The 18,754-nt window shown below is 30.9% G+C and carries 19 protein-coding genes and 1 riboswitch; of the genes, 17 read left to right on the top strand and 2 right to left on the bottom strand.

Annotation, left to right across the window (positions count from 1 at the left end):
- Window positions 1-135: 135 nt before the first annotated feature.
- A riboswitch (cobalamin riboswitch) is annotated at window positions 136-325 on the top strand.
- A 175-nt stretch (window positions 326-500) separates the two neighbouring features.
- The 4 genes from H131_RS21170 to H131_RS21155 all read left to right on the top strand — a co-directional run bounded on the left by H131_RS21170 (window position 501) and on the right by H131_RS21155 (window position 3,715).
- A complete protein-coding gene (locus H131_RS21170; RefSeq protein WP_010861179.1) occupies window positions 501-1,415 on the top strand; it encodes a tyrosine-type recombinase/integrase in 915 nt (304 codons plus the stop codon).
- Window positions 1,416-1,637: 222 nt separating this feature from the next.
- On the top strand, window positions 1,638-2,390 hold the full coding sequence (locus H131_RS23270; RefSeq protein WP_010861178.1) for a MarR family transcriptional regulator: 753 nt from the start codon (window positions 1,638-1,640) through the stop codon (window positions 2,388-2,390).
- 563 nt (window positions 2,391-2,953) lie between these two features.
- A complete protein-coding gene (locus H131_RS21160; protein WP_036132325.1) occupies window positions 2,954-3,133 on the top strand; it encodes a hypothetical protein in 180 nt (59 codons plus the stop codon).
- A 135-nt stretch (window positions 3,134-3,268) separates the two neighbouring features.
- Window positions 3,269-3,715, top strand: coding sequence for a hypothetical protein (locus tag H131_RS21155; RefSeq protein ID WP_010861177.1), 447 nt, complete (start codon window positions 3,269-3,271; stop codon window positions 3,713-3,715).
- Between the two features lie 241 nt (window positions 3,716-3,956).
- On the opposite strand, the gene H131_RS24775 is transcribed toward H131_RS21155, so the two are convergent.
- Window positions 3,957-4,118, bottom strand: coding sequence for a hypothetical protein (locus H131_RS24775; RefSeq protein ID WP_155242521.1), 162 nt, complete (start codon window positions 4,116-4,118; stop codon window positions 3,957-3,959).
- Between the two features lie 516 nt (window positions 4,119-4,634).
- On the opposite strand from H131_RS24775, the gene H131_RS21150 reads away from it, so the two are divergent.
- The 7 genes from H131_RS21150 (at window position 4,635) to H131_RS21115 (ending at window position 13,587) form a co-directional block, all read left to right on the top strand.
- Window positions 4,635-6,161 (top strand): DEAD/DEAH box helicase family protein, encoded by a 1,527-nt coding sequence (locus H131_RS21150; RefSeq protein ID WP_010861176.1) that lies wholly within the window; start codon window positions 4,635-4,637, stop codon window positions 6,159-6,161.
- 300 nt (window positions 6,162-6,461) lie between these two features.
- On the top strand, window positions 6,462-9,299 hold the full coding sequence (locus tag H131_RS21145; RefSeq protein ID WP_010861175.1) for a hypothetical protein: 2,838 nt from the start codon (window positions 6,462-6,464) through the stop codon (window positions 9,297-9,299).
- Between the two features lie 513 nt (window positions 9,300-9,812).
- Entirely contained in the window at window positions 9,813-10,355 is a 543-nt protein-coding gene (locus H131_RS21135; RefSeq protein ID WP_010861173.1) for an HNH endonuclease, read from the top strand.
- 137 nt (window positions 10,356-10,492) lie between these two features.
- Window positions 10,493-11,104, top strand: coding sequence for a hypothetical protein (locus H131_RS21130; protein ID WP_010861172.1), 612 nt, complete (start codon window positions 10,493-10,495; stop codon window positions 11,102-11,104).
- Between the two features lie 197 nt (window positions 11,105-11,301).
- The gene (locus H131_RS21125) at window positions 11,302-12,432 is read left to right on the top strand and encodes an AlbA family DNA-binding domain-containing protein (protein WP_010861171.1); all 1,131 of its coding nucleotides are present in this window, start codon (window positions 11,302-11,304) and stop codon (window positions 12,430-12,432) included.
- 202 nt (window positions 12,433-12,634) lie between these two features.
- Window positions 12,635-12,973 (top strand): replicase, encoded by a 339-nt coding sequence (locus tag H131_RS21120; RefSeq protein ID WP_010861170.1) that lies wholly within the window; start codon window positions 12,635-12,637, stop codon window positions 12,971-12,973.
- A 155-nt stretch (window positions 12,974-13,128) separates the two neighbouring features.
- Window positions 13,129-13,587 carry a hypothetical protein gene (locus H131_RS21115; protein ID WP_010861169.1) on the top strand — a complete coding sequence of 153 codons (459 nt, stop codon included), beginning with the start codon at window positions 13,129-13,131 and terminating at the stop codon, window positions 13,585-13,587.
- A gap of 87 nt (window positions 13,588-13,674) precedes the next feature.
- Here the strand turns inward: H131_RS21115 and H131_RS21110 are convergent, their stop codons facing one another.
- Window positions 13,675-14,040 (bottom strand): 4-fold beta flower protein, encoded by a 366-nt coding sequence (locus H131_RS21110; RefSeq protein ID WP_010861168.1) that lies wholly within the window; start codon window positions 14,038-14,040, stop codon window positions 13,675-13,677.
- A 57-nt stretch (window positions 14,041-14,097) separates the two neighbouring features.
- Between H131_RS21110 and H131_RS26200 the strand changes: the two genes are divergently transcribed.
- The 6 genes from H131_RS26200 to H131_RS21080 all read left to right on the top strand — a co-directional run bounded on the left by H131_RS26200 (window position 14,098) and on the right by H131_RS21080 (window position 18,750).
- Window positions 14,098-14,442, top strand: a complete 345-nt coding sequence (locus H131_RS26200) for an HNH endonuclease (protein ID WP_010861167.1) — start codon at window positions 14,098-14,100, stop codon at window positions 14,440-14,442.
- Window positions 14,443-14,883, top strand: a complete 441-nt coding sequence (locus H131_RS21100) for a hypothetical protein (RefSeq protein WP_010861166.1) — start codon at window positions 14,443-14,445, stop codon at window positions 14,881-14,883.
- A gap of 95 nt (window positions 14,884-14,978) precedes the next feature.
- The gene (locus H131_RS21095) at window positions 14,979-16,061 is read left to right on the top strand and encodes a putative phage abortive infection protein (protein ID WP_010861165.1); all 1,083 of its coding nucleotides are present in this window, start codon (window positions 14,979-14,981) and stop codon (window positions 16,059-16,061) included.
- 49 nt (window positions 16,062-16,110) lie between these two features.
- Window positions 16,111-16,497: an HNH endonuclease gene (locus H131_RS21090; protein WP_010861164.1), complete on the top strand. Its 387-nt coding sequence runs from the start codon at window positions 16,111-16,113 to the stop codon at window positions 16,495-16,497.
- A 103-nt stretch (window positions 16,498-16,600) separates the two neighbouring features.
- Window positions 16,601-17,062 carry a P27 family phage terminase small subunit gene (locus H131_RS21085; RefSeq protein WP_036132333.1) on the top strand — a complete coding sequence of 154 codons (462 nt, stop codon included), beginning with the start codon at window positions 16,601-16,603 and terminating at the stop codon, window positions 17,060-17,062.
- The gene (locus H131_RS21080) at window positions 17,059-18,750 is read left to right on the top strand and encodes a terminase large subunit (RefSeq protein WP_010861162.1); all 1,692 of its coding nucleotides are present in this window, start codon (window positions 17,059-17,061) and stop codon (window positions 18,748-18,750) included. Before H131_RS21085 ends, H131_RS21080 begins: the two co-directional genes overlap by 4 nt.
- Window positions 18,751-18,754: the final 4 nt, after the last annotated feature.

The raw sequence follows: 18,754 nt of genomic DNA, 5'->3' as shown, positions 1-18,754 counted from the left end.
AAAACTGCACCTCCAATTGTTAGATTGTGTCTAACAATTGGGGTTCAGTTCAAAATTTGATGAATGATAATCACTGTGTTCACTATAAAATATATACGTTATTTGTACACAAACCTTTATGGTATAATAATAAAAACGGAATAATAAGATAGAGGTACAAATCTGATTTTCGATTTGTTTAATAGGGAAGTCGGTGTAAATCCGACGCTGTCCCGCAACTGTAAATGGGAGCACATTTCAGCAGACCACTGTTACGCAAAGTAATGGGAAGGTGAAAGGTGCGATGAACATAAGCCAGGAGACCTGCCTTTATCTAGTACAACCAAAAAACCTACGAGGATAGGGGGGAAATACCTATTTGGTTGTCTATTATAAACGTTGATATATCAAGGGTTTAGCGTACATATTGAATATAAAAAGGTTAGTGTGCAAGTAACGCCACTTTTCTTTTGAGTTTAGACACTTCTAGTAGATTATTAAAATCTATTGGAGGTGTTTTTTTGTTAGTTAAATTTGCTATTCAGGATTTTATGGACGAACGAGAATTACAAAATTTAAGTGAAAACACAATGAAGGGTTATGTGATTTTCTTTAGAGAATTTAAGCGATGGTTAACTGAGAGGGAGATAATAGATGTAAATGAAATTACACAATCAACTATTAAAAGTTATCTTTTGTACTGTAAGAAGGAAAGAAATAACAGTCCTAATACTGTAAATAATAAACTTAAAAACTTGAGAGCATTTTTTAATCACTTATTAGATAACGAATATATTAATAAAAATCCATGTTCTAAAATTTCAAAGTTAGAGACAGATGAAAAAATTGAAGTATTTACTGATTCGCATATTAGGCAAATGTTCACTTATTACAGACGATTGAAGAGGAAGGATCATCAATTTACGGCTTTTCGTAATTCAGCGATCATAATAACATTACTTGGTACTGGAATTAGAATTGGTGAATTACGAAATTTAAAATGGACTGATATAAACACAGAGCATTATCAATTAACCATTTACGGTAAAAATCGTAGACAAGAAACTGTACCACTAACATCAAAGGTATTGCAAGAATTACTCGAATACAAGCTATTTTGCGAGCGTCATTTTAAAATACTTAATGATTATGTATTCGTTAATAGAGACGGTACTCCAATGTCTTATGATGCTACGAAAAGTGTATTCAAAAGATTGCAAGAGGTTATGAATTTTAAAGATGTAAGACTTTCTGCCCATACTTTTAGGCACACTTTCGCACAAAAATTCCTTCTAGGAGGTGGAGACGTCTTTACGCTTCAGAAAATTTTACGACACAAAAATCTTTCGATGACAGAAAAGTACCTCTCACTCTGGGGATCAGCGTTGCATGAACAAAATGAGAAGTACAATCCGTTAAATGATTTTGATCTATAACAAATAAAAAAGAAAGAGTCAGCTACTGCAAATAGCCAACTCCTTCGAAACTGAATAACACTAATACGCTTCCTACGGCTATATTAAGTGTGTTTATGTAAATTATTTTACAGCTTTTGTTCAAAAAATACAAGGACAAACGTTTATTTAAGTATGCCTTCTTACATAAATACATTTAATTTTAGTGTTATTCGCAACGAATTAAAAGGAGCGAATACAATAATGACACTACTAAACACAGAATCTACATACCAATCACTTCAATCATTTAAAGCTGTTAAAGAAATGAATGTAGTCGTTAATCATTACAAACAAAAATTTAAATCTCAATTAACAAAGTCTACATATGCAGTTTTAGACTTTGTTTCGCAATGGGCTTGTAAGTATGTTGGAGTATGCTATCTATCACAACGTAAAATTGCTGAAGAATTAAATATTAGTTACAAGACCGTACAACGCTCAATAGCCGTATTAGTCAATTTAAACGTGATTAAAAAATATGATAGCAAACGTCATAATGGGGATAGAAGACGCTCTACGAATATCCTAGTAATTCAAAATGTACAGATAGATGTCCAAACGGAATGTCCAGACAAAGAGACTCTATTAAATACTCAAAATATTAATAATACAAGTGATACAGTAGCTGCTACTCAAAGTGCTGATAAAGAATCTTTAATCAAAAAAGGTCTAACAACTAAATTACCGAAACCATTACAATTTCTTTCAGCATTCTTTGATACGAATGAACTTTATAACATTGTAGGATGTATCTATAAAGCTAAAAGTAAAGTTGATCGCAACATTCAAATTGAGGAACATGAGCAGGAGTATAGAGAGTCTATTTTAAATGTTTTAAATGCGTATAAGCGTGGTAAAGCTAAATCGTTACACGGATTACTATTCCACTCGATCAAAACTATAACACGCTCTATTCAGCTTAAATCACTCTTATACAATGCATTTGGAATATAAATAATATTCATTATGCAAAAGAAATTATCTGAATCCATATTTGGAAACTGTTATCAATTGTTCTGAAGCAAAAAGTCAGATAGGAATATTGTTCCTCTCAGGTATTTGGCTTTTCATATAAGTGATTTTCAGTGGTTACTAAGTTGACCACTACTGATGGTCGTAGCTGAAAGTTCAGCCCTCCTTAGTGTCGATCTCAGCGACACGTTTGTCTAAATTTTCTATGACACTTGATGTATGAAGGTTAGGGACATTATTACGACCTCTATAATATATCGGTGAGGTACGTCGTGCCCTTGGCAAGGTAAACATTACTTACTTTGACCTGATAGCGTTGTAGTCGCCCTCACCGACCTGACTGTAACATTGTTACTATCAGGTCTCTCGTCATACTACGACTAATGTTCGTATAAGGTCGTCACCATTTCAGTTACGAGCGTAATACCAGTACTAGAGACGGAAAGTTGGGGAGACTTCCTACTTAAACATTTAAAAATATTTATAAAAATATTGTTGATTATATTTATTTTTACATGTATTATAAGGTTAAGGAGGTGATAACAATGGCAAAAAAGACTTTCACAACTTCTATTGACGAAGACTTACAACTAGAATTTAAAGAAACTTGTAAACATAATGGTGAAAAAATGAATGACGTAATCGAAGCATTCATGCAAAGTTACATTAATAGTGAATTCACAATTGAAAAAGAAGTCATATATAAATTAAAAAAATCAAAATAAAAAAGGAATCTGTTCTCCCCACCACAGAGACAAACAGATTCCAGATAAATCATTAACCCACCCATAGGAGGTTATACCGTTATTATACACCGGTGATCTCCTGATGGGCAAGGGTGATACTAGGAGGATAACATTATGAATGCAATGAACACGTTGATAACTACAATCAAATTTATAGCTGAGGGTGACATCCCATCACAAGTTGAATTACTAGGTAAGCCAATTTACGAAAATGGTAAAATTATAAATTATGAAATAGTTAATAATGACTATAACTACAACGAAAAAAATAGTCCCGACTACACGATTGAAAATTTCAACATGTCAGTAGTAGGACTAGATGAGTGCTTTTTTGATTTTAATGGTTACTTTACTTTCAACGTATTGTCTAATGGTAAAGTAGAATTTGAATTATGTATTACTGCAAATGTCCAAGATAATCTAATAGATGATATTGATTCATTATTCACATCTAATAATATTTCAATCGGTGACTTCATATTTAAAGATGATTGTTATTTCTTCCGACCAAATATGAAAGTTATAGAAATAACTAATGCTGAAATAGATGATATTTGGTAAATAAAATCATTAATAATTAAGGGTATGTTAAATTTACATGCCCTTTTTGACTACTCTAATTATACTATAGTTTTCCTTATTTGTAAATAATATTTAAACTAATATACTATATCATGATCCATTTCAAAGAAACAACAATTTTGTGGTCTCTTAAAAAGTTTTTTGACCTCGACTAGCTACTTACGAAATTTACTATTATTATTTGGATAGATAAAAAACGCAAAATAAAAAAAGGATGAGATCATCCTTTGGGTTTACTTTCAGATTTTTTGCTAACTTGCTCTAGTGCTTTAATGTACTTTTTAGCAATTTCTAATTCATCTTTAGAAATATCATTGAACAAGTTTTTCAATGCAAGATGCTCATCATTATTAACTGTATTTGTATTAAGTTTTTCCGACATACATAATCAATCCTTTACAACTTATATCACAGTTATGTTAGCATTTCGCATGGATCATTTTCAAATAAAACGATTAGGTGGATTGTACACGGAAATGTTAGATGGACTAGAGTAAATGAGTACATCGGTAATTTTCTGCCACAAGTAGCAGAAATTCAAAAAGGTGATTAAACACTAGAAGCAAATTATAGAGAGTTTTATCCACAAAATGCTTCTAGTGTTTAATCAAAAAAATGACTGTCACTTACTCAAGTTTTGCATTATAATATTAATAAGTGTCCAAAAATCAACTAAACACAAATAAACACTTACAAACTACTTGTAAATGTGTCAATTTTATTCTACCTATTTTTGAAAGGAGGAAGATTTATATGTATCAGTTTTGTTGTTGAAGCAATCATACCATGATATTAAATGGGAGTAAATAGAGTGAGGTAAAATAATATTCATTATTTTATATTATATTACCTTATATCACCTAATAAAAGGTAAATAGAAAAAAGAAGGAGGAATGAAGTGAGGAAATTTGAAAGTGGAAATAAGTTCGGAAAGGTAATTAGTGAGGAAGAAATTGAAAATTGGAATGCTAACGTAATTTTAGATGGAGGTACGGCTACAGGTAAGACGCACATAATCATACATAAAATCGCAACCATCTCTATGTTAAAAGGTAAAAAGATATTATTCGTCTGTAATCGTGATGCATTAAAAAATCAAACTACAGATGAAGTTGAAGAAACATTTACATTTAATGTAGATATAACAACGTATCAGCGCATTGAGCAATCAATACGCAATAATGTAATGACTTCAAATGTGTTTACTACAGATTATGATTGGATATGTTTAGACGAGTTCCATCACGTAACAGAAATTTATAATCGATACACTGATTTATCATTTGAGTGGATTTATAATCATCCATCTAAAAAGATTTACATGAGTGCGACAGCTACCAGTTTCTTTAATCAATTTGTAGAGGAAGGACATGTGACAGAAGATAATTATTATCATATACCGAAATCATATGACTATGTTGATAAATTTTATTTCTTCAATAAAAAACAAGATGTCAAAGAAATCATTAGAGACAAATTACATAGTACAGAAGATAAAATCATGTTTTTTAGTGGGAGTATGGATTATGCTCTTGAGATTTACAACGAGTTTAAGAAGGATGCTTTATTCTTCTGCTCAAAACACGCAAAAAATACAGAAGCTATAGAGATATTAAGGGAACAAGGGTATCCAATCCAAAATGAAACCTTCAATAGTAGACTTTTGGTTTCCACCACGGCTCTTGATGTGGGAGTGAATCTCTACGATACATCAATCAAACACATAATAACGAGTGTTTTTGATTGGTCACAAACTATCCAGTGCATAGGGCGCAAACGTTTGTTAGATGATAATGACAGGTGCAGCGGTATTTACATACGAAATTATAACAAAGGCGTACTCAATCTATTTGATAAAGCAAAAGAATTAGAGGAACTCGAACTATTTAAGTGGGACAGAAAAGAATTTAATAGAAAATACATAAGTGATCGTACATATCATAATGATTTCATTTACTTTGATGAGGCTACTAAAGATTTCAAGGTTAATGAATTAGCTCATTTAAAGTTAAAGCAGTATCAGAAAGAAATTTACATAATGAAGGACATTGAAGTTAAATTTAAAGGTAAACAAATGAAAGGGATGGGGTACAAGAGGTTTATGATGAACAAATTAGGGATTGAGTATGGACAAACAATGAATTATGAAGCAGTTCAACAAGAGCAAAAGGAGCAAAGCTTGGTCGAGTATCTGGAAGCAAACGTTGGTGTCGAATTGTATAAAGAGCAACGTGAAGAACTAATACATAAAGTCGGATTGAAGGATAACAGTAACAGGATACAACGAAGTATTTCACTATTGAACGAGTACTTAAAAGAGAATAAAATTTCATATCTCATTGTATCTAAAACAACTAAAACTAAGATAGATGGTCAAAGGAAGTCAGTAAGGTACTGGACAATAATTGACAACATAACTAGGTAAAGTGTACACACAATATGCATATTCCAACTTATATAGAAAGTTGCTTATCCTGTGTACAAATAATACATAAAAAGTCAAGAAAATAAATAAAAAACACATCCGACAGATTCATTGTTGAATGCGACCGAATAGGGAACATTTAATAATGAATATGGCGAAGGCAATAGTTTTAAAATTGTTAGAATCACTTCGATTTGCTGAAAGCGAATTGTTAGTGATACTTCAATATTAAAAGTGTTGACTATTCTTTACCTCATTACTGAAATACATAAAACAAAAGGGAAAATGGAGGAATTAATATTGACGAAAAACAATAATAATGGAGTTTACATTCAGTCGATTGAAGCAAATAAAATTTATGCAAATAATAAGCGTGGGGACTATTTAACTCGTGACTATGTCGGGAAGTTACCTTATTCAATGCAATTGATTAAAATGCTCTCTCTCAAAGGATTCAAAACATTTGAAAGTAAATTTAATTCTAATAAATTATTATCGAATGCAGTAGTAAATGTTTCTTTTGATTATGACGTAGATAACGCTAAAACGATAATTGAGCGTACTAAAGAGAGAATTGAAGAATACAAAAGTTATCTTGAAAAGTTGAGACTTGAAGATAACAAGGAAAAGGACGTTAAAAAGTTAGAAAAAGAAATTAAAAGAAAAGAAAAGGAAATTGAGAAGTTAGGTAAAAAAATAGATGATGCAGAAACATATTTAGAAAAGGTTGAAGAAGAAAAAGAAAACAAAGAATGGAAATCGGTAAAGGTTGAAGAGTTGCGAGAGATACTATATCAAGATGGTTTCTTTATCGACTATAAAAAAGATGATAAAACAGTAAGAGTTGAATACGTGCAGTTTTCCAGAAGCTCCAGCAAGAGCCGCAAAGGAGAAGTTTTATTCATCGAAAAAAAATTACATAAAGAAATGACGGAATGGCAACGCATGGGACTTAAATTTGATGAGGAAGAAACTATTGATCTCGTAAGTATCCGAGCGTATGAGTCATTAATCGGGTCAGCAATACAAGGTTTAATAAATATTAATGTAGATAATATTTTACTAGTTGATGATGTGAAATCTACATTTAAAGAGGATGTTAACTTAGTTTATGCAGAGGGTAAAGGAAAGAAGAAGAGATTAACCGTTGATAAAGCTGATAACCATTCAATTACAAATGATATTTTTGACGGTGAATCATTACTCGATGTAAGAGTATTTAAAGCTTCAGATTATGCAGATAAATCATTTGTACTGTTACGTAACCACTTCTTTAAATCAGCAGCGTTTAAAACTGATATTCAATTATTTTTAAAAGATAACTGTCCAGATGGTGTTAAATATGATGAATGGGTTTTACATGACATGTTCGGTAATCCTATTTTAGCTGAAAATGTAAAGATGATTGTCACACCTAATTCTATGAAAATGTTCAAGATGGCTTATAAGATGAAATTAGATGATGTAAATGCAAACAGGGAAGCGATGTATGCTTACTGGAAGGATGTAGTTAGAGATGAAGGACAAATGTTTGGGGTGTGTAAATATGAAAAACCGTCACAAGCGCCAAAACTACAGGATGGAACTATAACCCAACAAATGAGTTATCAGATGATTAATGCTTTATTAGTTAACCAAGATGATATGAATGAATTATTAGCAATTGATAAGAAGTACATAGATGAATTAAAAAATAACCCATCGACATTAATCGAACACTTAAAAGCTACAAGTAATGATAATAATTTGAATGAGTTTTATGTTAACTTGTATGAGATTAATCCAGAATTTATTTACACGAAAATGTTTAAAGATTATCGCAGCCAAGTGGTTAATCGTTATAAAAAACGAGTAGCAAAAGGGAAGGTGCGAGTGCAGGGTGACAATTTAACGATGTTATCAAACCCTATAGAATTACTCAAACAAGCAATAAATAAATTAGATTTAGATGATTTAACTTTAAGTGGTAATCAAGTTTATACTACCCAATTTGATTTTTGGCAAGATGTCGCTTTACATCGTAATCCGCATACAAATATGAGTAATGTTTTAGCGGTGCATAATACATATAATGCCAATATTAAGAAATACATAAAAGTAAGTAAAGAGATAATAGTTGTTAATTCGGTGAATCACTCTATCATGTCAAGACTCTCAGGAGCTGACTTTGATTCGGATTTTGTACACGCAACTAATAATAGCACGGTGGTTAGATTGGCTAAAAAGGCTAATGAAGATTATCTAGTATGTGAAACCAGTGTAGGAGAATCAGAAGATGAAGCAATAGTTTATAAGCTTACAGACATTGATATGGCTAAAGCAGATAATAAAATTGCTGAATCTAAAACAGTGATAGGTGAATGTGTAAATAGTGGACAGTTGGCTATGTCATTATTCCATCATTTACAATCGATTGGAGAGAATGAAAAAGCTGAACAGGTATTACAACTTACCAATTTAGTTGCTGCACTTAGTACCCTAGCAATCGATGTAGCAAAGAAAACATTTGAGATTGACGTTAAAAAGGCTGTTCGTTCAGTAGTGTTAGCGGTTAATAAGTACATAAATAAAGATGCTGGTATTTTTAAATTTGAAGAAGTACCAAAAGAAAAGAAGAAATTTAAGCCTTCATTTTTTGAAAATATCGACCGTAAAAAGCGTAAAGAAGTGATGTATGTACAATTTAATACGCCAATGGACATGCTTCAAGATATTTTAAATAATGACGATAATGCAAAACCTACAAAAACTAACGAACTTATTGATCTGTTAAATAACTCACTAGATAAAGATAAAGCGAATCGTAATCAAAAGAAAAAATTAATTGAAATTGGAGAAGAATTAGAAGATGCAATTGCGAAAATCTATGTAGATACTAAAGATAAAGAAAAGCAATTTACATTAATTAATGATGTTGCACGAAAATTTGAAACTAGGATTGGTAAGTTGAAAATAAAGCCTGAAACTATTTATTCGTTTATTTGCGATATCCATGATCCGAATGCCAAAGTAAAAATTGATAAGAAGTACAATAGATTGCTCAAATTTATAATTAAAACACATAAAGAGATATTCGTCAACATTTTTAGTGAAAATTTTAACGGAAGTATAAATGAAAACAGTGAGAAAGCTAGTTAAATCAACGGTTTGTGGCATGTTTGAAAGTTTGACTAATGGAGAGTAGAGATACTTTCCATTCCTCTTATAATTCCTCCTTTTTAGGGCTGTTGCTTGACTACGACTAGGTGGTAACAGTCCAAACCTTTTTATAAGGTGAGAGAGGGATATTTTTTAAACTTAATTTTTTAAACGAAGAGTATATAGTTACCCATAATAAATATAACAGACGTTCAGATAAATAGCAATGACATAAATAAAGAAGGATGTGATTAAAGTTTTAAATTATCAACAAAGACTAGAGTTACTTATGCAATGTAAGCTCAAAAAAATACGACAAAAAGAATTAGCTAAATTAATTGGAACTAGTTCGGCATGGGTGAGTATGTATTTTTCTCATCCAGACATCAATATCAGCGAGCTTCATGAAAGACAAATCATCGAATTCGTAAACGAGAAATAAAAGTAGGACAGAGATAAACATGCTAAGTGAGATACTAGCGAAAACAAAAAAGGAAAAGAGGAATTTATAAGATGTTTAAAGTAAATATTAAGGAAATTGATTTAGAGGTATTGCACGATATCCCGAATTATAGTAATTATGCAGCAGACCTAAAAAACGGGCGAATTTGGAACAAGAATAAAGGTAAGTGGGTAGTAGCTAATCCTAATTTTAATGAGTATTGTCTAGCATACGTTGTAAATGATGACGGTATTGCATCAAGTGTAGGAGTGCATGTACTTTGTACGAGAGCTGTATATGCGATTGGATCAGGTCATCATTTTAATTGGGAGATGATGGGGTTGGAAGTCGACCACTTGGATTTTGATCGTTCTAATAACAAAATCGAAAATCTTGTATTGGAAAAGATAGCAATAAATCGTGCTAGACGTAAAATGTACGAAAAGACTAATCGCTTAGATAAGGATGTTGTTGTTCAATTGCGAGAAGAATATAAAACTCTCCCACATGGTAAGAAAATGAATTGGTTTTTAGAAATGGGTAATAAATTTGGAGTTAGCTTCAGATGCATCCAAAATAATTGCTTATTATACAACAATAAAAAAGCACAATAACATAATAGATAATAGCAAACAAATTTTAGACGATTCGAGCAATACAATTATCTTAATACATAAGCTTCAAACGGTCTAATAGAGAAACATACATAAATTTACAAATAAAGAATAAGAGGAAAAAGGGGAAATTATTTATGACAACATTAACTAACGAGCAAATGAAAAACATGGATGGAGATACTGCAATTTTATGGCTTGAGAATTATGTTTTGACTTTAGATCAGCGTGATCCATACTACTCGGTATTCAAAAAGCAATTAGCACGAACAAAAGAAAGTGAAGCAAAGTTGAAGGCAACTCAAATTAAATTAGATGAGACAAACGAAAGATTGCGCAAAGGATTAAAGAGTTACATTGGACAGTTTGTTTCGTTTAAAGATGAGGAAACGGTTCCGTATTTATTAGAAAAGCATAAAGATGATTTAATGGAATTATCAAAATACATAGAAGACGTAGAAAAGAGATTTGTTGATTTACACTGCAAAGTTTACCCAGTTAAAGATTTTAAAAATGTTTATTTAGATAATATATCATGTTGCGCAGACTACTATTTTGAGAATTATGACAAATTTGAAGAAACAAAGGGTATCTTCAGCTTCATCGGTGGATTTACTTATGTTGACATGTTACATAAAAGTGGTGAGATTGACGATAATCGATTAATTGAGCTATGCATTGGATTATTTAAAGACCACGAGAGTAATGACGACAGTTGTTTTGCTTGTGTGACCGATTGGTGCAGTTAAATAAATACATATTGAGTTATGATGAAGTATCTTATCCTCCTTTACAATTTCATATTATATTTGCCAGGTGTGGCAAAAGGTGAAGCAGACAATAATTTACGATGAGTGTTAGATAACATTTGTGAATATCTTAAAATATTGTATGATATATAAAATCCTATTGTATGTAAGGATTAAAAAGGAGGATATAAATAAAGATGAACCAATTAATTCAAGAGTTAATATCACTGAGACAAGAGGGGTCATATTGGGATTTTAAAAAAGAATGGTATGCAAATGAGAAAAAATCTGATTTACTCCACGATATAATTTGTATGGCAAATAATTTAGAAAATAAGGATGCTTATATAATCATAGGGATAGATGAGGAAAATAAATATCAAGCAAGTAGTGTTTCTGATGATATGAATAGAAAAAACACACAAATGCTTGTAGACTTTTTAAGAGACAAAAAGTTTTCTGGAGGAATAAGACCAATTGTTTATGTTGAAACGATTAGCGTCAATGATGGGGAGATCGATGTAATTGTAGTTAAAAATACTTTTAATACGCCATATTACTTAAGTGAGAAATATCAAGGTGTATTCGCAAATAATATTTACACAAGAGTAATGGATACCAATACACCAAAAGAAAAGTCCGCAGATATTCATCACGTAGAATACTTATGGAAGAAAAGATTTCGATTAATTTCAACTCCTTTGGAAAGAGCTAGATATTACTTGGAAAAATCAGATGAGTGGATTCATTCAACTTCTGGAATATCATCAAAGAAATACTATAAATACTTTCCTGAGTTCACGATAGAGCATACACAGGTAGATGATCTGAATGGGTATGAATACTATTTATTTAACCAAACAGACACAAGGGCTCGTTGGTATGAAATAAAACTATATTATCATCAAACCTTATTGTTTTCTACAGATGGAGCATCTTTAGATGGTGGAAGATATTTCACTTCTACCCCTTTTACAGACGGTATTTCATTAACAAGTCGTCGTGATTGGGATATTTCCTTTAAATATTTCATTAAAGATACATTAGAATACACTATTCATAAATTTTATTTTAATCCTGATGGAGATGAAGCATCATCATCACACAGACGATTTATGGAATGCATGTTAGTTTTTGATTCTAAAGATGAAAAAGAAGCGTTCAAAAGATACGTTTTATCTGTTTGGAATGATAATCATAAGTATTCACAAGACATATGGACTCCTTATATTCCAGAAATAAAAGGTTATATAACAGATGCATTTAAAGAACAGTATAGAGACGTTCAAATATTGAAAAATATTTTTGAAGAATTTAAGGCATTATAGACTATTAAATCTAGAATGATGTACTTATTTATGAACACATACTTAAAGTTTTACATGGGGAACTAAAATACTAGACTTTTATTCGAAACTTTAAGATGCGTTGAATGTGGAGAATAAAATGATTACATAACTATTGAGGGGTCACAATTTTTTGTGGTCTCCTCTTTTTATTTTGAGTAAACAAATACAAGGGGGAATTATATTGACAACAATCATTGGCGGTAAAAGAATGTGCGGAAAGACAACAGAATTATTAAAGCAATCTGAAAAAGAAGGACATAGAATTTTAGTAGCTCATGATCAAGTAGTGGATATTTTAGAAAAAGAAGCTAAAAAATTAGGGTTAAACATTCCTCCACCAGTGAGTATACAGCGTTTGTTGAGAGATAACAGCTTTAAAGGTGAATCTTTATTAGTGGACGAAGTAGAGTGGTTATTGAGTAAAATGACAGGGTGTCGAATAGTATCAATGTCAACATCTGCAACAATGATAGAAAAAGAAGCGATTAATCGTGAGGATGTTGACTGGGGGATTATTTGAGAACGTACTACCATAACTCTAGTCTTGGCTAAACTCTAGTTAATACAGACATCAAGTCTGACTTGCCCTTGCACTCCATCGGATATTACTTTGATAATAATGGAAATTTAATTTATAATTTAAATTAACGTTAAAAATGAGAAAGGTGAGTTATGATGAGTGATTGGATAAAAGAGCTAAAGCAGACACTAGATAAAGAAGAAATGATTGAGCAAGACAAAATGAAAAAATTAAATTACTTAAAGAGTCAATATTCAATGTGGTCTAATGAGGTATTTAAGTACTTTGAAAATATCTTTGAGAAAATGCGTTCAGAATTAGGCGATTGTGTTACTGAAGTAAAAACTAGTAATTCATATAGTATTAAATTTAAAGAGTTATCAATTTCAGTGAATGTATTTAACGGAAATAGTGATAATACTTACAGTCCTAAAGTTGATATTGTTGGAACATTACCACATTCAAATAAACAAGTTGCTACGGTATATCCTAGTGTTGATGAACAATTTGATATTAAATTTACAGTTTCATCTGGATTACTAAGGAAAAATTATGTTCCACTTACAATGGATTTAGCTGAGGATATGGTGAAAGCTGTATTTGCAAATAAATGATACGATTCTAATTTAGAAAGTCACTTTCAAAAGATTGTGGCTTTTTATTTATGTTAAAAAAAACACACCGTCATAGGCGTGTTTCATTTATTGATCGAAAAATATTTCAGAGGATAATTTAGACCAATTAGAACTATTCATGGGTTTCATTGGACGCATAAATTTCACAGACTTAATCGGTTTCATACTTTTCATTGATTTGATTGGTGTCATACTTTTCATCGGTTTAAAAGGTCCACCAGAAGCATTTTCGGTGAAGAAAACACAGTAACCATTGTTATCTCTAAACCAACCATTATTAAATCTACCTAAGTGTTTTCCTTTAAATGAATAGATTGAATCATTGTAAAAATAAGCTGCTGGTTTCCCATTATACAAATAGATATTCTCCTCATCTTCGCAATAAGCGATAGGGACTCCAGAACTGTTATAAAAAACTAAATCATTTCCCATTAAAAACACCTCCTAATAAATAAAATTATACCATGTTTCCAGTTTAATAGAAAAAAGTTGGTTGTAATTTATTACAAGAACGATAATCATGCTTTCTATAATTCAAAAGAATGGATTAGTCAGCGTAAGAAAATTTTAAAACGTGATAAATACATTTGTCAGATTTGTAGACGTTTTGGACGGAATAAAAGTGCAGAAGTAATTCATCATATTATTGAGTTGAATGAAAATTGGAGTAAAAGATTAGATGAGAATAATTTAATTTTGCTTTGTCATAGATGTCATAACGGAATACATAAAGCTGAGAAGTTTATTTGGAAAAATAAATACTTAGTTCTAAAATTTTACACAGAACATTTGTTTTGTTATACTTTTGTTAATATAAGCAGAAGGAGTGTTTAAATGAAAAATAGTAGAGAGAAGTTTGAAGGTTTAGATATAATTCAAAACATGATATCATCTAACATTAAATATCCATTTATAATAACTTTAGAAAAACAAAAATCCAATTATAAAAATTATCAAATTATGGTTATAAAAGATAATGAAGTAGAAAGAGATAATCACTTAAAAAAATTAAATGAAATTGCTTCTAAAGAAAATCATAGTGCTGAACTAGCGAATTATTTAGAAAATAATACATTTGAAGGTACTATAAAAGAATTTTATGGAACTATTGAATGTCAGTTAATTAATAATACAATTGAAATAATGATAAAAGTGAATGATGAAATTATTAAAGAGCTTGTATTCGGGGACAATGATTATCTAGATGACTATCTCAATTTTTTAAAAGTTGATTTATCTAAATTAGTTCGTAAAGAGATTTATAATTTAAAATAAGGTAATTCTATTTTAAGGTCACTCATGAGAGTGGCTTTTTATTATGTAATAAATCCCTATAATGCCTTATAATGATTAATTATAGGGGTGAGGGAATGTCGAATAATGCTAATTTAGAAAACCGTCAAAAATATAATGAATCTTTTTTCGTTAATATTGCATTTGTATTATTAGCCTTTGCTTTGTTGACTACCGGTGTTTTAATAATATTTAAAGATCAGTTTAATCTATACTTCGATTTTACTGAGTTAGCTTCATTAGGTAGTTTCTTGGGTGGAATTATTACAGCTTTTTTAACTTTTTCAACAATACTTTTAGTTTTTGCTACATATAAGACGCAACAAAAAGAGTTAGCAGCAACGAGGGAACAATTGGAAGAGACGGTAAGGCAAGCTGAAATTACTAATGAAACCATGCTAAAGCAACAATTTGAGACCACTTTTTTTAATATGATTAATATGCATAATAATTTAGTAAAAGGTTTAACTTTATATGGTACGACTGTAAAAGATAAAGTTGTATTCATAAATATTTATGAGGCTATTATAAATTACTATAAAGAAGAATCTCTAAAATCATATTTACAAGGTTTACTTATGAGAGAACGAGATTCATTAGATGAATTAGGAACAGATTTTATAAAATTTTATTATAAAATTAATGATAACGAAGAAAAAGAGTTTGAGTATGATGTACAAACTTTTGTGAACCTTGCTCGTAAGTACATTTATGAAAACAGGTATGATGAAATTTTGATGCAAGATATATCTGTTTTTAACATTTTCAGATTTAATTATGAGGAATTAGAAAATTATTTAGTTAGGTACGACTATGATAGTTTTATATATAGATTAAAGAAAGAATTTGTTGATAACGTAGAATATAAAAATACATCTGTTCACATAGTAGACTATAGATTTAAGTTTCCTCTCCATCATTATTTTGAAAGTATCATATCAGTAATAGCTTTTATAGAACAAAGTAATTTAAAGGATAATGAAAAAAATAATTATTTACGAATCTTTTTTTCGAACTTTACCACATATGAAAAAACTATAATTAATCTTTATACAAAATATAAAGTAGTAGAAGATTTTGAGTTATACTTTAATAAGTATCATCAAAATTTTGAGAAAGATATAAACTTTTATAATACAACAATATATCCTGACTTATAAAGCATTCAATTAAGAATGCTTTTTATTATGCAATAAAGTAGGTGAAGTAATGAGTTATATAAGTTGCTCAGATTGCGGTAACTTACATATGCGTGGCGAAGTATGTCCAAGTAAACCAATAATCAATTATAAGAAAGATACAACTGCTAATAGATTTAGGAATAGTCATATCTGGAGAAAAAAAGCAGCCTCAATCAAAGCTAGAGACAACTACCTTTGCCAGTGTTGTATAAGGAAACTACATAATACAATTCGACAATACAACTTTGATGATTTATCAGTACATCATATCTACAAGATTGTTGAGCGCGATGATTTAAAACTTTATGAAGGTAATCTAATAACTCTTTGCCGATATCATCATGAGGAAGCCGAGAAGGGGAATATTAGTCTTGGTGTATTGTTAGAGATTGCTAATGAACAAAATAATAAATGATACCCCCGTACTTAACATTTCAAAAAATAAAATTATACCCCTACACCGTATTCCCCACTTTCTTCTCGATTTTTTCCCTAAACCAAAAACTGGAGGTGACAAGATGGCAAGACCGTCTAAAAGTGTAAATGTAATAAGTAAGAATTTAACTAAAGAAGAACGAGAAATTAGACGAGAAACAGAACAAAAATTGCGTGGTGCTTCAGACAAAATTAGACCGCCAACTTATTTAAACGCTGGACAAAAAAAGATATTTAGATACATTGTTAATGAACTTAAAGCAAGTGAGATTTTATCTAATTTAGACATCTATGTCTTATCTACTGCTGCTACCTCAATCTATTGGATGCAAGAAATTGATCGAAGACTAAATGAGGATGCAGAGCTATTAACGGATAGAAATTTAATGGCTCAACGGGATAAATATGCAAAAGAGTTTTTCAGATGTTCAAGCGAACTGTCACTTTCTCCTGCTGCTCGTGCAAAAATTGGAAATATCAATGTCACTAATAAAGAAGTAGAAGAAGATAAAGTTCTTGCTGCTTTGCGAGATGATGACGATTGAGTAGCCTAATCGATAAAGCGTTTAATTATGCAGAACGAGTAGTTGAAGGAAAAGAAATCACAACAAAAGAAGTAATTATCCAATGTCAATGGTTTTTACGTGACATTAAACGTCAAGATAATGATGATTTTGAATTCTATTTTGATGAAAAAGCCATTAAAAAAGTAGAAAAACTACTCAAATTGATGAACTTTGCAACTGGATTAGGAGTAACAAACAAGACAATACTCGAAGGAATGGCTGATTTTCAAGCGTTCTTTCTCGTGAATGTATTTGGATGGCGCTATAAAAATAGACCTGATAAGTTTAGATATCGTACTAACTACCTCTTTATTCCACGCAAAAATGCCAAAACATTCATTTGTGCGCTTGTATTAATAATCCTCATGCTTACTGAACCGAAGTTCAGTCAATTTTACTCAATCTGTTTAGACAGAGAGTTAGCATCTAAAGTTAAAGAAGCTATTGACCAAATCCTCGTTGCAAGTCCTCGAATGAGTAAGCATTTTAAATCCTCAAAAACTCTTAGCGGTAAAATTGAATGTAAAATAACGAATAGCTTTTATCAAGCACGAACTGCTGAAGCAAATCGAAACAACTCAATACTCCCTTCTGCTTTTATTGCCGATGAAGTTGGTGCATTTAAAAATTATGCCAATATTAATGCTATGAAATCAGGACAATTAAACATCGAAAACCCTCTAATGTTCCTCATCACAACTGCTTATGCAGAGGATCAATCCATCATGCTAGATGAGTTAGACTACCTCAAAAAGATTTATAATAGCTCAACAAATAATGAACGTCTATTTGCTCTCCTTTATTATGCAGAGGAGCAGTATCTTTGGGACGATTACGGTATTGAGCAAGCCAATCCACTACGAATTGAATCCAACTACCAAGAAATAAGAAACTCACGTAAAGATGCTCTAGAAAAGCCTAAGGAACGTGAGGAGTATCTATGCAAGCACATGAATCATTTCATGCCTTCAAATAGTGGAGAAACCTACATAAATATTGATGATGTACGTAAATGTAAGATTGATACATACGATTGGACAGACAAAGAGGTGTATTTAGGAATGGATTTATCGCTATCTGATGATAATACATCGTTTAGTTTTGCTACATATGATGATGGAAAGATAGTTGCTGAATCATTTGCGTTTATCCCTGAGGGTAGGTTAAAGGATAAGATAAACAAAGAGCGTATTGATTATAATCTATTTATCAAAGAGGGCAAGTGCTTTGCGTGTGGTGATTTAATCATTGACTACGGCTTTGTAGAGGATATGATTTTGCAAATAGAAGACAAGTATAAGGTGGAAATTGTGGGAGTCGGATATGACAGATACAATGCTATTTCTACTACAAATCGCTTGGAGCGTGAAGGCAATTTTAAAGTAGTTGAAGTAAAACAAATACAGAGTATTTTACATATGCCTACCAAATTACTGCGAGAAAAGATATTGAAGAAAGAATTTGCGTATCTATCAAACGCGTTATTAGAAATCAACTTTCAAAATGCGAAGGTGAAATATGCAGGTGAAAACTTGAATATGATGATTGGTAAAAAGGTTAGTACTGGAAAAATTGATATGGTAGCTAGCTTAATTAATGCCATTTACTTAATGCAATTAGACATAGATTTTAATAAACAAGATGATTTTGTATTCCAACTCTTGTAATAAA

Origin of the sequence: Lysinibacillus sphaericus OT4b.31, from assembly GCF_000392615.1 — a bacterium.
In the GTDB taxonomy this organism is placed as follows: Bacteria; Bacillota; Bacilli; order Bacillales_A; family Planococcaceae; genus Lysinibacillus; species Lysinibacillus sphaericus_B.
Note: the sequence above shows the minus strand (reverse complement) of the source record. Positions and strands in the feature narration are given on the sequence as shown.